General features: G+C 62.9%; 14 protein-coding genes. 7 read left to right on the top strand and 7 right to left on the bottom strand.

What is annotated here, in order from left to right; all coding sequences use genetic code 11:
* Positions 1 to 80: 80 nt before the first annotated feature.
* Positions 81 to 1355, bottom strand: coding sequence for an NDMA-dependent methanol dehydrogenase (gene mdo / locus RWT78_RS10965; protein WP_003942095.1), 1275 nt, complete (start codon positions 1353 to 1355; stop codon positions 81 to 83).
* A gap of 361 nt (positions 1356 to 1716) precedes the next feature.
* Between mdo and RWT78_RS10970 the strand changes: the two genes are divergently transcribed.
* Entirely contained in the window at positions 1717 to 2772 is a 1056-nt protein-coding gene (locus RWT78_RS10970; RefSeq protein ID WP_003941851.1) for a ferredoxin--NADP reductase, read from the top strand.
* On the opposite strand, the gene RWT78_RS10975 is transcribed toward RWT78_RS10970, so the two are convergent.
* Both RWT78_RS10975 and RWT78_RS10980 read right to left on the bottom strand, forming a co-directional pair.
* The gene (locus RWT78_RS10975; protein WP_314675601.1) at positions 2744 to 4060 is read right to left on the bottom strand and encodes a glycosyltransferase 87 family protein; all 1317 of its coding nucleotides are present in this window, start codon (positions 4058 to 4060) and stop codon (positions 2744 to 2746) included. The two genes, RWT78_RS10970 and RWT78_RS10975, sit on opposite strands and share 29 nt — an antisense overlap.
* Positions 4061 to 4098: 38 nt before the next feature.
* Positions 4099 to 4836, bottom strand: coding sequence for a DNA alkylation repair protein (locus RWT78_RS10980; RefSeq protein ID WP_314675602.1), 738 nt, complete (start codon positions 4834 to 4836; stop codon positions 4099 to 4101).
* Positions 4837 to 5197: 361 nt separating this feature from the next.
* Between RWT78_RS10980 and RWT78_RS10985 the strand changes: the two genes are divergently transcribed.
* Positions 5198 to 5566 (top strand): SPW repeat protein, encoded by a 369-nt coding sequence (locus RWT78_RS10985; RefSeq protein WP_003941901.1) that lies wholly within the window; start codon positions 5198 to 5200, stop codon positions 5564 to 5566.
* Between the two features lie 47 nt (positions 5567 to 5613).
* Here RWT78_RS10985 and RWT78_RS10990 read toward each other — a convergent pair whose 3' ends face one another.
* Both RWT78_RS10990 and RWT78_RS10995 read right to left on the bottom strand, forming a co-directional pair.
* A complete protein-coding gene (locus tag RWT78_RS10990) occupies positions 5614 to 6378 on the bottom strand; it encodes an aspartate/glutamate racemase family protein (protein ID WP_314675605.1) in 765 nt (254 codons plus the stop codon).
* Between the two features lie 42 nt (positions 6379 to 6420).
* The gene (locus tag RWT78_RS10995; RefSeq protein ID WP_314675616.1) at positions 6421 to 7587 is read right to left on the bottom strand and encodes an FAD-dependent oxidoreductase; all 1167 of its coding nucleotides are present in this window, start codon (positions 7585 to 7587) and stop codon (positions 6421 to 6423) included.
* 196 nt (positions 7588 to 7783) lie between these two features.
* Here RWT78_RS10995 and RWT78_RS11000 point away from each other — a divergent pair, with 196 nt between their 5' ends.
* The 5 genes from RWT78_RS11000 to RWT78_RS11020 are packed head-to-tail and all read left to right on the top strand — an operon-like array spanning position 7784 to position 10327.
* On the top strand, positions 7784 to 8251 hold the full coding sequence (locus RWT78_RS11000) for an Asp23/Gls24 family envelope stress response protein (RefSeq protein WP_003941912.1): 468 nt from the start codon (positions 7784 to 7786) through the stop codon (positions 8249 to 8251).
* Entirely contained in the window at positions 8248 to 8625 is a 378-nt protein-coding gene (locus RWT78_RS11005) for a hypothetical protein (protein ID WP_314675607.1), read from the top strand. Before RWT78_RS11000 ends, RWT78_RS11005 begins: the two co-directional genes overlap by 4 nt.
* A 1-nt stretch (position 8626) precedes the next feature.
* Entirely contained in the window at positions 8627 to 8806 is a 180-nt protein-coding gene (locus RWT78_RS11010) for a hypothetical protein (RefSeq protein ID WP_003942043.1), read from the top strand.
* On the top strand, positions 8793 to 9767 hold the full coding sequence (locus RWT78_RS11015; RefSeq protein ID WP_314675610.1) for a DUF6286 domain-containing protein: 975 nt from the start codon (positions 8793 to 8795) through the stop codon (positions 9765 to 9767). The genes RWT78_RS11010 and RWT78_RS11015 overlap by 14 nt, the downstream gene beginning before the upstream one ends.
* A complete protein-coding gene (locus RWT78_RS11020) occupies positions 9764 to 10327 on the top strand; it encodes a hypothetical protein (RefSeq protein WP_003942084.1) in 564 nt (187 codons plus the stop codon). Before RWT78_RS11015 ends, RWT78_RS11020 begins: the two co-directional genes overlap by 4 nt.
* A 136-nt stretch (positions 10328 to 10463) precedes the next feature.
* Here the strand turns inward: RWT78_RS11020 and tuf are convergent, their stop codons facing one another.
* Complete coding sequence (gene tuf / locus RWT78_RS11025; protein ID WP_003941926.1) at positions 10464 to 11654, bottom strand: elongation factor Tu; 1191 nt, start codon at positions 11652 to 11654, stop codon at positions 10464 to 10466.
* Positions 11655 to 11779: 125 nt separating this feature from the next.
* Positions 11780 to 13763 (bottom strand): elongation factor G (gene fusA, locus RWT78_RS11030; protein ID WP_314675614.1); only part of this gene is annotated, 1984 nt, incomplete at its 5' end.

A 13763-nucleotide genomic window follows, 5' to 3' on the forward strand; every position in this document is an offset into this window, starting at 1 on the left:
CCTTTCGATAGGGGCACAGCCCATGTGCGCCTTTTTGGTAGTGCGGGCTACCAAAAAGGCGCACGGGGCCGAAGGCCCTGCTAGAAGTACGACTTGTTGATCGCGTGATCGACAACCGGGATCATCGACTCCACGGTGACCTCACGGGGATTGCCCGGGGTGCACCAGTCGTCCTGAATGTGCTCGGAGATGGCGCGCACAGTCTTCTCGTCACCCTTGATGACATCACCACGGCCCTCGTACTTCTTGGTGTTCATCTGGTTCTTCGCGTACGAGTCGGTGCGAACCTGACCGAAGTTGTCGGGGATACCGACGTCCTTGGCCAGACGGATGGCAGCCTCGACGGCAGCATCCGCGGCCTGAACTGTGGTGAGGTTGCGAGTGTCGACACCGAGTGCGCCGGCCAACTGGGCGTAGCGCTCATAGCGCGAAGGCAGGTTGTACTCCCACACACGCGGCAACGCGATGGCGTTGTTCAAACCGTGGTGGCTGTCGAAGAAGGCACTGACCGCGTGCGAGATCGAGTGAACGATGCCGAGGCCACCGGAGTTGAAGGCCTGCCCGGCAATGTACTGCGCGTTCATCATTCCCTCGCGGGCCTTGAGGTTGCGCGGCTCGAAGACGGCCTCGCGCAGGTTCTTCGCGACCAACTCGACCGAGTAGATCGCGTTACCGAGCGAAGGCGCGAAATCGAGACGAGACACGAAAGGCTCACTGCCGTGCGCGAGTACGTCGAAGCCGCAGTACGCGGTGAAATGCTGAGGGCAGGTGTAGTAGAGCAGCGGATCGTCGATCGCCAGGGTGACGATGGTCGCCTCGTCGAAGCCCACCCACTTGTGCGGGTTGTTCATGTCCGACGTGTCGGTGATCACGTACGCCCACGACGTCTCGGAACCCGTTCCGGCCGTGGTGGATACGGCGATATGGGGCGGGTTCTCCTTGTTGGTGGACTTGGCGAAGCCCTCGAACTCGTTGATGTTGCGACCGTCGTGTGCGATCACGACGCGAGCGCCCTTGGCGGCGTCGTGGCTCGAACCACCGCCGATCGAGATGATCGAGTCGCACTTCTCCTTCTGGTAGAGAGCCGCGGCCTCCATGACGTTGTAGTCCTTGGGATTCGACTCGACCTTGTCGTAGAGCACGACCTCGACACCCTGGTACTCGATCTTGCCGACGAGTTCCTCGATGATGCCCGAACCGCGCAGACCGGTCGTCATCAGAAGGGTGCGCTTGAAGCCGAGGTTCTTGGCCTCCACCCCGATGATGTCGTGAGCGCCCACACCCATCAGGGCGCGAGGGAAGGGGTGGAACTCCTTGATGGGAAAGTCCCAGATCTGGTTGAGCTCGATAGCCATCGGTATCTCCTCAGGGATGTGCACGAATGTGACTGCGGGAGGGATTCGAGCCGATTCTTTGTGACCGGCGTCTCACCTGGTTCCCACTGTGTACCGACAAACAGCCCGTGCACAGACTTCGGCAGCTCAACCGCCCGGACGCCGCTCACGAACCGCCCGTTCGGGCAGGTCGACGCCACCCCGGACTGCCAGGACGGCTGGATCAGACCGCCGTGGTTCCCGCTGATCGGGAACGTGTTGCTCGGCGACTACGATCCCCAGTAGCTTTTCATCACTGCTAACATTGAACTAGAACACGTTCTAGATGTTGCACTTCACTGACCTGCGCTTTACCCAGCTTCACGAGAGGACTAGCTTCGCGATGACGACAGTCGAGGTACCGCACAGCTCGCGATCGGCGGTACTCACCGTGTCCGGAGTCATCGAAGAGACTTCCGACGCCCGGTCGCTGGTGTTCGAGATTCCCGCAGAACTGAAGGACAAGTTCGACTACAAGCCAGGTCAATTCCTGACCCTGCGCATCCCGAGTGATCAGACCGGCTCGGTCGCACGCTGCTACTCGCTGGCCAGTTCACCCTTCACCGACGACGCCCCCAAGGTGACCGTCAAGCGAACCGTCGACGGCTACGGCTCCAACTGGTTGTGCGACAAGCTCCAGGTCGGCGACACGATCGAAGTGCTGCCGCCGTCAGGTGTCTTCACGCCCAAGTCGCTCGATCACGACTTCCTGCTCTTCGGTGCAGGCAGCGGTATCACTCCGGTGATCTCGATCCTCAAGTCCGCCCTCACGCAGGGCAGCGGCAACGTCGTGCTCATCTACGCGAATCGCGACGAGAAGTCCGTCATCTTCGGCGCCGAACTTCGCGAATTGGCAGCGCAACACCCCGGCCGCCTCACCGTTGTCCACTGGATCGAAACCGTGCAGGGACTCCCCGCCGTCTCACAGTTGGCGACACTGGCCAAGCCATTTGTCGCGTACGAGGCCTTCATGTGCGGTCCGGGCCCCTTCATGGACGCCGTCCACAAGGCACTGGCAGAGGCCGGCATGCCCCGCACGCAGGTTCACGCCGAGGTCTTCAATTCACTCGCGGGTGACCCGTTCCGTGACGTCGAGGTAGCCGAGGTCTCCGACGAGGAAGCAGCCGACGCCGCAACCGTCGAGGTCGAACTGGACGGTGAAACCCACACCCTCGTCTGGCCGCGCAAGCAGACGCTCGTCGACATCATGCTCGCCAAGGGCCTCGACGTGCCGTACTCCTGCCAGGAAGGCGAGTGCGGGTCGTGTGCCTGCACCGTCACCGAAGGCGAAGTTCAGATGGACAACTCCGAGATCCTCGACGCCGAGGACGTGGCGAACGGCTACATCCTCGGTTGCCAGGCGAAGCCGATCACCGATCACCTGAAGATCGAGTTCTGAACCCTGCTTCGATGCATGACGGCCCCTGATTCCCTGCGGAATCGGGGGCTTTGTCATGTTCGGAGGCTCCCGAGTCATCTTCCGAGTCCCGCCGCGAAACCCACGCAGGCGCCGTTGTGGGCAACCGCCACAGCGCAAGAATCAGCACCAGGGTCACGATCAGGAAGCCCTCACGAAGGAGCAACCCGAACGGCAGCAGGAGCGGCGACGTCTCGATGAACTGCTGTCCCATACTCGGCCCGCAGTAGACGATGGCCAACCCCAGAGCGGCCGCACCGAACTGCAGCGGCGATCGAAGCCGAAAGAGAACCGTGACGGCAGCAGGCACGAGATACACCCAGTGGTGAATCCAGCTGATCGGCGAAAGAATCGGCGCGCTCAATCCGATCACCAACGCCGCATCGACCGCTCGCCCGACGCGATAGACATCTCGGGCGATCCATAGCGCTACCCCCGCGCACAGCACGGTCGACGGCATCGCCAGAGACGCTGTCCATGGGCCCAGCGCAGCAAGTCCGCCCTGCAGCGAACTGTTGCCGGCACTCGCGATCGCCTGCCCGCTCAAATCCACCCGGTCGCTGAGGTTCCAGACGACGTCCGACCAGAAGGTCCAGCTGACGGCCGGGTCCACCACTGCTGCGACGGCGGTCGCCGCGGCAAATCCGATCGAACTCCAGATCGCGAGTCGCCACTGCTTCGTGACGACGAAGTAGACGATGAAGAGAGCCGGAGTCAGCTTGATCGCGGCCGCGACGCCAATCAGCAGTCCTCGCGGAAACCACCGGCCGAATCTCGAATCCTCTCGGCGAGTCACGTCGAGCAGTACGAGCACCATCAGCACCAAGTTCACCTGGCCGAATGAGATGTGCGCACTGACGATGGGGGTCACCGACACGGCCAGGACCAATGCCGCCATGACGAGCGGCCGCTTGGGGACGCGAGCGGGAGTGAACCTCGCAACCGTCCACACCAACGCCGCGATGCACAATCCCGACCACAGCAGATAGGCAGTCCACCAGTCGAAGAGGACAGTCGGCCAGAGGAAGATCACCGCGAACGGGGTGTAGGTGAACGGCATACCCTCGTCGACGATCAACGGGCCGGACAAATTGCCCTCGTAGATGTTCGATCCCGCTGCGAACGCCTGGGCAGCGTAGCGGTAGACGAGAAAATCAACGGGTTCGACGGCTCGAACGGAGTACACGAGATAACACAGAGCTGCGACGCCGGCAGCGATCAGTGAACCGATCGTCACAATTCGAGACGCCTCGACACGGGTGGCGGGCATACCGAGAATCGTCCCACAACCTACCGAGCGGTACTTCGCTAGCGGGCCGCCCGGAAGTGCGCTCGCTCGTCTGCGGTCAGGTGTTCGCACGCGTAGCTCAGCGCCGTGCGTCCCATGTCTGCTGCATTCTTCGCGAGGAAACCGGTCAACGAATCCCGGTCCACCCGCTTGCCCACCTCGCGGAGCATCCAGCCCATCGCTTTCTGGGTCAGGTCTCGTCGATCACCCAGCACCTGCGCGGCAAGCTCGAGCGTGGTCGACCCGTCGCCGCGAGTGATGAATCCGTACGTCGTCAGCAGCGCCACCCGTCGTCGCCACAGGTCACCCGAATCGGAAAGCTCGAAGATCAGCCGGCGATCTCGGTCGTACAGCCAGCCGCCGAGGATCTGTCCGGCGGACGAATCCACGAGATCCCAATTGTTCACCCGCCCGTCCTCGACAGCGCTGAGATAGAAGTCGGCGATGCGGGCGCGACTCTCGTCGTCGAAAAATTTTGGGCGACTGACCTTTTCGAATCGAGCAACCAGGATCAACAGACCGGCCAAGCGATGCTCGTGGACGTCGCTGTCGAGAAGGAGGCGTACCTGAGGCAACTCGAGACCGACGTGCTTCTTCACCACCGAACGCGTCTTCGGTACTCGCACGCCGATGAAGACGTCACCCTCGCCGTACTCCCCCGGCGCTGTCTTGAAGAACTTCTGTAGCTGGACGGCATCCGCGGGATCCGCGAGGTCGGCCAACTGTTCGATCACGTCCTGGGCACTCGATTGCGTCACCCCAGAACCTTCTCACGGGTCGTCTGTGCGGACTCTTCGATTCTCTCAGCGTCCTCACACCGTGTGCCCTGCTCGGCCACAGGTCGGCAGACGACACTCGAGGACAGTCAGTGAAAGGACCACCTATGATCACCGCCGCTATCGCATTCACCACTCTCACCCTCATGGCACTCTCGGGACATATCGCGGCCAGCGCTCCGCGCGGGCTCGTGGCAATCCGGACGAATAGTCACAAATCTTGATATTCGAGCCTCCACATCGCCTCTAACTGCAACGCGAATGCAATTGGCGGAGAGTTGATCTCGATCTGCCGCGGGCGTGTACTACAGGTGGACACACTCTCGTCTTTGGAGGTCTCGTCATGAAGTCGTGGAATCGAATGCAAGATGCCGTCGCGGTGGTTCTCGGCGTCTTTGCGGCTCTCTCGCCGATGTGGCTCGACACCACCGATCGGGCAATGTGGTCACTCGTCGTCCTGGGTGTCCTGGTTGCACTGTCGGGTCTGGCGCACATGGCACGTCCGGACATGGCCATGGCGGATTACGCGATGGGCGTTTTCGGCGTCTTGATGTTCATTTCACCCTGGGTCATGAGCTTCGACGCTCTACGCGGTGCGTCGTGGACGGCCTGGGTGGTCGGGGTCCTGACCGTTGTGGTCGCGGTGAGTGCGATGCCGGTGATGAGTGCGCGGATGCATCACGGGGGTCACGGCGGAGTAGCCGCCCATTGACGGAGCGGCGTAGCCGCCCGTTGATGAATGGCTGAATACAGGTTGGATCAGGCTTTGATCGCGCCCAACAACCGCCCGGCGTCGAAGGCTTCGGCGCTGGGCGGTAGCGCGCCCGGACGACCGCTCACGAAAACCTCGACGGTTCCCGATCCTTCACCCGCGTCACCGAGCCCGTCGATCCGCCGCAGGGTCTGTCGTGCAACGGCTTCGGCACTGTCGAAGAGTGTGACGCCGGCGGGTAGCCGCGCTGCGATTTCGTCCGCGAGCAGTGGGTAGTGCGTGCAGCCGAGGACAACGCCGTCGACGTCGTCCGGCGTCCGTGTCACTGCGGATTCGATAGCTGCAAGTGCGGCTGCACGATCACCGAGGTCTATCGAATCGGCCAGGCCGTGGCACGGCACCCCGACGACTTTGGCGCCGTTGCCGAACTGTTCGATCAGATCGGCTTGGTACCGGCTGGCAGTCGTCGCGGCGGTAGCCCAGATCGCCACTGAATCGCACGCGGCGGCCGCGGGCTTGATCGCGGGCACCGTTCCGATGACCGGCACACCCGGTCCGACCAGTTCGCGGACGTGTGGGAGAGCGGTGACGCTCGCGGTATTGCATGGAAGAACGATGACCTGAGCCCCACGATCGAGGCTCCGCCGCACCGCACCGAGTACCCGGTCGACGACCCACGGCTCGGGCTTGGGTCCCCAAGGGGCGCCGTCCGGATCGAGGGACAGCACAAGATCGAGATCCGGGCGCAGGCGTCTGAGCCACGCAGAGGTAGGGAGCAGGCCCAGTCCCGAGTCGATGAGTGCAACGATCACCGCACAAATCTATCGCCTCGGAACCGGTCCTGCCTCATCCGTTCAGGCCGGTGTGGACTCCAACACGTCCGAGATGGGCGTGCCGGCTGCGATCTTCGCGCGCATCTTCATCACAGCTCCCGCGCTACCGCCACCGACGACAGCTGCCAGCACACCGTCGCGCTCGTAGTAGGCGACGAACTTTCGGCCGTCGTCCTTGACGATGTGAACGGTGTCCGTAGCTGCGACGGTCCCCAATGCCTGGATCTTGACGTCGTACTGATCGCTCCAGAAGTACGGAACCTGCGCCGGCGCGTCCGGATCACCCGTTCCAGTGATCGCTCCCGCCAGGATCTTGGCCTGATCCCCAGCGTTAGTCCAGTGTTCGACACGCTTGCGTCGATCGCCGATCTGCCAGGACGCGACGTCACCGACCGCCCAGACGTGTTCGGCGCTGGTGCGGCCGACGCCGTCGCAGAGCACTCCGTTGTCGAGTTCGATCCCCGAACCGTCGAGCCATTCCGTGACCGGCACAGAACCGACTCCGATCGCGACCACGTCGACCGGGATTTCCGAACCGTCGCTCAAGGTCGCAGCGGCAACCGCTCCGTCGCCGGACAACGAGGTCAAGCCCGTACCGACTCGGACGTCGATGCCCTCGTTCCGATGCAGACGTTCGACGAGGGCGCCGACGGTGGGGCCGAGCACCGACGCCAGCGGCGTCGGCTGGGGTTCGAGTAACACGACGTCGACGCCGTGAGACTTCATGCTCGCGGCCAGTTCGCAGCCGATGAAGCCGGCCCCGACGATCAGCGCACGCTTACCGGGAGCAAGGTCGGCGCGGAGGGCCAACGCTTCCTCGATGGAGCGCAGAACGTGCACTCCGGACAACTCCGGAAGGCCGGCGATGCGACGCGGAGTCAGTCCGGTCGCGATGACCAACTCGTCGTAGTCCAGGTTGGATCCGTCGGCGAACGCCACCGACTTGGCGACCGTGTCCACCGAAGTTGCCGGCGAACCGAGCTTGAGATCGACCTTGTTCTCGACGTAGAACTCGGCCGGACGCAAGGTCGTCTCGTCCTTGTCGCCGCGGATCACTTCCTTCGACAACGGAGGCCTGTCGTAGGGCAGATGCGTTTCCCCACCCGCGAGCGTCAATTCACCTTCGAAGCCTGCTCGTCGCAGTTCCTCGACGGTCCGCAGCCCCGACAAACCCGCACCCACGATCACTATCCGTGCCACCACGTACCACCCTGTCCGACCCACGTCACTAGCAGCGCTCACTATGAACGCCGTCACTATTTGCCCCCGACTCTGCCATACCAAATGCCGGAGTAGGTGTGGTGCATCCCGCATGGCCACCTACCAGTCACTACAGTTGGAGGTACTTCAGACGCACGCACTGACACATGAGCAGGGAGCCCCCATGACCAGCGATTCCAGTGAAAAGAACAGCGTCCGATTCGGCGCCGACGGTGGCGCGGAACTAGTCAGCACCCAGGGCAAGACGATCATCGCCGACGCCGTGGTCGCCAAGATCGCCGGTATCGCGACCCGCGAGATCAACGGCGTGTACGACGTCGGTGGGGGCACCGCGCGCGCGGTGGGGGCACTTCGCGACCGCATTCCGGGCGCCCGCGTCAACCATGCCCAGGGCGTGGCGGTGGAAGTGGGCGAGAAACAAGCCGCCATCGACATCGGCATAGTCGCCGAATACGGCGTCGCACTCCACGAATTGGCGGTAGGTATCCGCCGAAACGTCATTGCCGCAGTCGAAAGCATGACGGGTCTCGAGGTCACCGAGGTCAACATCACCGTCTTCGACGTCATGCTCTTCGAGGATGCAGAGAGCGGCGGCAGTACCGATCCGGAAGCCAAGCCGAGGGTTCAGTGAGTACCGCCGACGCCGGCCGCGAGATCGACGCGGCCGAGGTCGTCGCCGACGCAGTTCTTGCGATCCCGGAAGTGGCAGATCTGCACGGCGGGCAATTCGGTGAGGTGGGAACCTACCTCCCCGGACGCCGCATCACCGGCGTCGTCGTCGACGAAAACTCTTGTGCGGTACACATTTCCGTTCACTATCCGGCCGACGTTCGCGGCGTCGCCGAACGCGTCCGAGCGGTGGTGGCACGGTTGGTCGACGTACCGGTGAACGTGACCGTCGGAGACTTGTCGACAGCGGGATATCCACCCGAAAATTCTGAAGATGCAGTCACCGAGCTCTCCACTGTCACCGAGATCGCACCGAACATTCGAGAAGGGAACTGACATGAACAGCACTACCGTCGGACTGCTGGTCGGTCTGCTCCTCGCGCTCGCCGGAATCATGGGCGGATTCAGCGGATTCGTCTTCGCCGTCCTGCTCGGCGCCGCCGGTATGGCGATCGGAGCACACCGCGACGGACATCTCGATCTCGGCGCGATCCTCCGAAGCCGTGGCCGTGGCTGAGCCGACCACTCCGAACGCGGCAGACGATCCCGGCCTACGAGGTTCACTGGTCATCAAGGACCGGGCGATGGCCAAGATAGCCACTGCCGCAGCGGTGAACGTCCCGGGGGTGGTCCGCCAGTCCGGTGGCTTGACCCGCCTGACCGGGCGCGACCTTCCGCGAGCCGACATCTCGATGGGCAGCGACGCCGTGGCCATCAATCTGTTCCTCGCTGTGTCCTGGCCATGTTCGGTCACCGAACTGACCGGTCGGGTGCGAACGGAAGTCGGTCGCAGCGTCGAATCGCTGACCGGCCTGCCCCTCCACGACATGAACGTGATGATCGCGGCAACCGAGGGTTCTGACGACTCCTGTGTTTCCGGCGTCGAGATCGCGGAGGGCCCGGCACAGCAGGCACTCTCGGATCCGATTCCGCCGCGGGTCCCCTCTGCGAACCCGGCGGCCGCGGTTTCGGCCGTCGTCATCGCGTGTGGTCTGCTCGCACTCGCCTTCGTCGTCTCGCGCGAATGGTTCATCAACCGTGGAACTTTCGAATCGGCACCCTGGATCCGAAACTCCGTGGAGTGGACGTCTCGTCTGCACTGGCAACCGTGGCTGCTTCCGGTGGCGATCGCTGCCGTTGTCGCGGGTGTTGTCCTGATAATGTCGGCGATCAAACGCCGTGCGAAAACCCATGTCCCACTCGGGAACCCGAGCGCATCGACGGTGTGGATGCGGCCGACTGACATTGCACGTCTGTGCAGTAGCCACGCAGCGGTCGTTCCCGGCGTCGGCTCGGCTCACACCAGCGTCGACCGTAAACACGTCAAGGTCCACATCGAATCGACCGGTGGCGATCGAGCTGAACTTGCCGCAGCCGTCGACGCGGCGGTTCGGCCCCACCTCGCGATACTGCAGCGGCCACTGCAACTTTCGGTTGTCGTGCGAGAAACTGTAGTACGACGAAAGGACGCCTCGTGAACCGTTGGATCTCCGCGGTCGATCGGATCATCGTCCTCATCGTCGGAATCGCACTCCTCGCGGCGGGCGCATACGCCATCGCGTGGGACGCGGGCGCGTCGCTGATTCGAACCTGGGTGTCACGCCTCGATCGGGAGGTCCTCTTCGGCCTTCCGGAGGAGCCGTGGTGGCACTGGGTACTGTCGGGCACCTTCGTCCTCTGCGTCTTCGCCGGTTTCGGGCTGTTGTACCTGAACCTTCGCCGGCGCCGTACGAGCGCAGTCACATTGCGGCACAACGAATCCGGTACCGACGTCAGCGTGGATCTCGGACCCGTCGCAGACGGCGTAGCGGCCGAACTCGCTCAGCTGACCGGCGTGCGGAGCACCAAGAGCAAAGCGACGGTCGATCGCGGACTGCCGACGCTGTCGATTGTCGTCACTGCAGATCCGTCGATCGACGTCGCCGGATTCACCGCTTCGGCCGAACGCATCGCCGGCGCAACCAGGCGCAGCCTCGACGGCTCAACCGTCGCAGTACAGGTTCTGCTGCACCTCGACCGGGTGGAAGCCAACAAGTAAGTAAGAAGCACGCAGGCACCCGATCACCGAACACTCGATCACAGGCCACTCGATCACAGACACAGAAAAGGCGCTCACTCCCCGAAGGGAATGAGCGCCTTTTCAGTGCTGTGAATCAGCTAGCGAGACAAGAGTCTCACTTGATGATCTTGGCAACCTTGCCGGCGCCGACCGTACGGCCGCCTTCGCGAATTGCGAAGCGCAGGCCCTCGTCCATGGCGACAGGCTGGATCAGCTTGACGGACATCTCGGTGTTGTCACCGGGCATGACCATCTCGGTGCCCTCAGGCAGCGTCACGACGCCCGTAACGTCCGTGGTACGGAAGTAGAACTGCGGGCGGTAGTTGTTGAAGAACGGGGTGTGGCGGCCGCCCTCGTCCTTCGACAGGATGTATGCCTGGCCCTCGAACTCCGTGTGGGGAGTCGTGGTGCCCGGCTTGACGACAACCTGTCCACGCTCGACATCTTCGCGCTTGATGCCACGAACGAGCAGTCCGACGTTGTCGCCGGCCTGGCCCGAGTCGAGCAGCTTGCGGAACATCTCGATACCCGTGACCGTGGTCTTGGTCGAGGTTTCCTTGATGCCGACGATCTCGACCTCTTCGTTGACGTTGACAACGCCACGCTCGATACGACCGGTGACAACGGTGCCACGGCCGGTGATCGTGAAGACGTCCTCGACGGGCATGAGGAAGGGCTTCTCGGTCTCACGAATCGGGTCCGGGATGGACTCGTCGACAGCAGCCATCAGGTCGAGAATGGACTGCGTCCACTTCGGGTCACCCTCGAGTGCCTTGAGTGCCGAGATCGGAATGACGGGGGCTTCCTCGTCGAATTCCTGAGCGGCCAGCAGTTCGCGGACCTCCATCTCGACGAGCTCGAGGATCTCGTCGTCGTCAACCATGTCGGCCTTGTTCAGGGCGACGAGGATGTAAGGAACGCCAACCTGGCGAGCGAGCAGGACATGCTCGCGCGTCTGGGGCATCGGGCCGTCGGTAGCTGCGACGACGAGGATAGCGCCGTCCATCTGAGCTGCGCCGGTGATCATGTTCTTGATGTAGTCGGCGTGACCCGGTGCATCGACGTGCGCGTAGTGGCGCTTTTCCGTCTGGTACTCAACATGCGAGATGTTGATCGTGATGCCACGAGCCTTTTCCTCGGGAGCCTTGTCGATCTGATCGAAGGCCGAAGCCTCGTTCAGGTCGGGGAATGCATCCGCGAGAACCTTGGTGATGGCCGCCGTCGTCGTGGTCTTGCCGTGGTCGACGTGACCAATGGTGCCGATGTTCACGTGCGGCTTCGTCCGCTCGAACTTCGCCTTCGCCACTTTGTGTCCTCCTGGACTGTTGTTGCTTGCCGTATGCAGCAGTGCGGTTGGTTGTTACTAGGTCGTGCTTCGTGCCGGAAGAAACCGAGGTTACTTGCCGGCGCGGGCTGGGGAGCTCGCTGTGCTTACTCGCCCGTCGCCTTGGCGATGATTTCCTTCGAGACGTTCGCGGGAACCTCTGCGTAGGAATCGAACACCATGGAGAAGTTCGCTCGGCCCTGGGTCTTCGACCGCAGGTCACCGATGTAACCGAACATCTCCGAGAGCGGAACCAGCGCCTTCACGACACGGGCACCACTGCGTTCCTCCATGGCCTGGATCTGGCCACGGCGGGAGTTGAGGTCGCCGATCACGTCGCCCATGTACTCCTCGGGCGTTGTGACCTCGACAGCCATGAGCGGCTCGAGAATGACGGGGCCGGCCTTGCGGGCGGCTTCCTTCAGTGCCTGCGAACCGGCAACCTTGAACGCCATTTCCGAGGAGTCGACGTCGTGGTAAGCACCATCGAGCAGCGACAGCTTCAGGTTCACGAGCGGGTAGCCGGCGAGAACACCGTACTGCATCGCGTCCTGCGCACCGGCATCCACGGAGGGGATGTACTCGCGCGGGATACGTCCGCCGGAGACCTTGTTCTCGAACTCGTAGGTAGCACCGTCTTCGCCCACGAAAGGCTCCAGAGCGATGATGACCTTTGCGAACTGGCCCGAGCCACCCGTCTGCTTCTTGTGGGTGTAGTCGTGCTTCTCGACCTTCTTGGTGATGGTCTCGCGGTACGCAACCTGCGGCTTACCGACGTTCGCCTCGACCTTGAACTCGCGACGCATGCGGTCGACGAGGATGTCGAGGTGGAGCTCGCCCATACCGCCGATGACGGTCTGACCGGTCTCTTCGTCGAGCTCGACCGAGAAGGTCGGGTCCTCTTCGGCGAGCTTCTGGATCGCGACGCCCAGCTTCTCCTGGTCGGACTTGGTCTTGGGCTCGATGGAGACCTGGATGACCGGCGCGGGGAACGACATCGACTCGAGGACGATGGGGCTCGCCTGATCGCACAAGGTGTCACCGGTGGTGGTGTCCTTGAGGCCGATCATCGCGTAGATGTGGCCGGCTACGGCCTCGTCTACCGGGTTCTCCTTGTTGGCGTGCATCTGGAAGAGCTTTCCGATGCGCTCCTTCTTGCCCTTGGTTGCGTTGAGCACCTGAGCGCCCGGATCGATACGACCCGAGTACACGCGGACGAAGGTCAGCTTGCCGAAGAACGGGTGAGCAGCGATCTTGAAGGCGAGAGCCGAGAACGGCTCTTCCTTGCTCGGCTTGCGAGTGATCTCTACTTCTTCGTCACCGAGCTTGTGGCCGACGACCTCGCCGATGTCCAGCGGGTTCGGCAGGTAATCGATGACTGCGTCGAGCATGGGCTGAACGCCCTTGTTCTTGAACGCGGAGCCACAGATGACCGGGTACAGCTCGGAAGCGACCGTCATCTTGCGGATGGCGCCCTTGATTTCCTCGACCGTGAGCTCTTCGCCGCCGAAGTACTTCTCCATGAGAGCTTCGTCGGACTCGGCAACGGTTTCGAGCAGCTTCTCGCGGTACTCGGCAGCCTTCTCGACGAGGTCCGCGGGGATCTCTTCGATGGTCGGCAGTGCACCGGTCGGAACTACGCCGCGCCAGGTGATGGCACGCATCTCGACCAGGTCGACGACGCCATCGAAGTCGTCCTCAGCGCCGATGGGCAACTGGAGAACGAGCGGCTTCGCGCCCAAGCGGTCGATGATGGTCTGGACTGTGAAGTAGAAGTCCGCGCCCATCTTGTCCATCTTGTTGACGAAGCAGATGCGCGGAACGTCGTACTTGGCAGCCTGACGCCAAACCTGCTCGGACTGCGGCTCGACACCCTCTTTACCGTCGAAGACAGCAACTGCGCCGTCGAGCACGCGCAGCGACCGCTCCACCTCGACCGTGAAGTCGACGTGGCCGGGGGTGTCGATGATGTTGATCTGGTTGCCGTTCCAGAAGGAGGTGACGGCGGCAGAGGTGATCGTGATGCCGCGCTCCTTCTCCTGCTCCATCCAGTCGGTCGTCGAGGCGCCGTCGTGCGTCTCGCCGATCTTG

Source organism: uncultured Rhodococcus sp., from assembly GCF_963525155.1.
Lineage (GTDB): Bacteria > Actinomycetota > Actinomycetes > Mycobacteriales > Mycobacteriaceae > Rhodococcus_F > Rhodococcus_F qingshengii.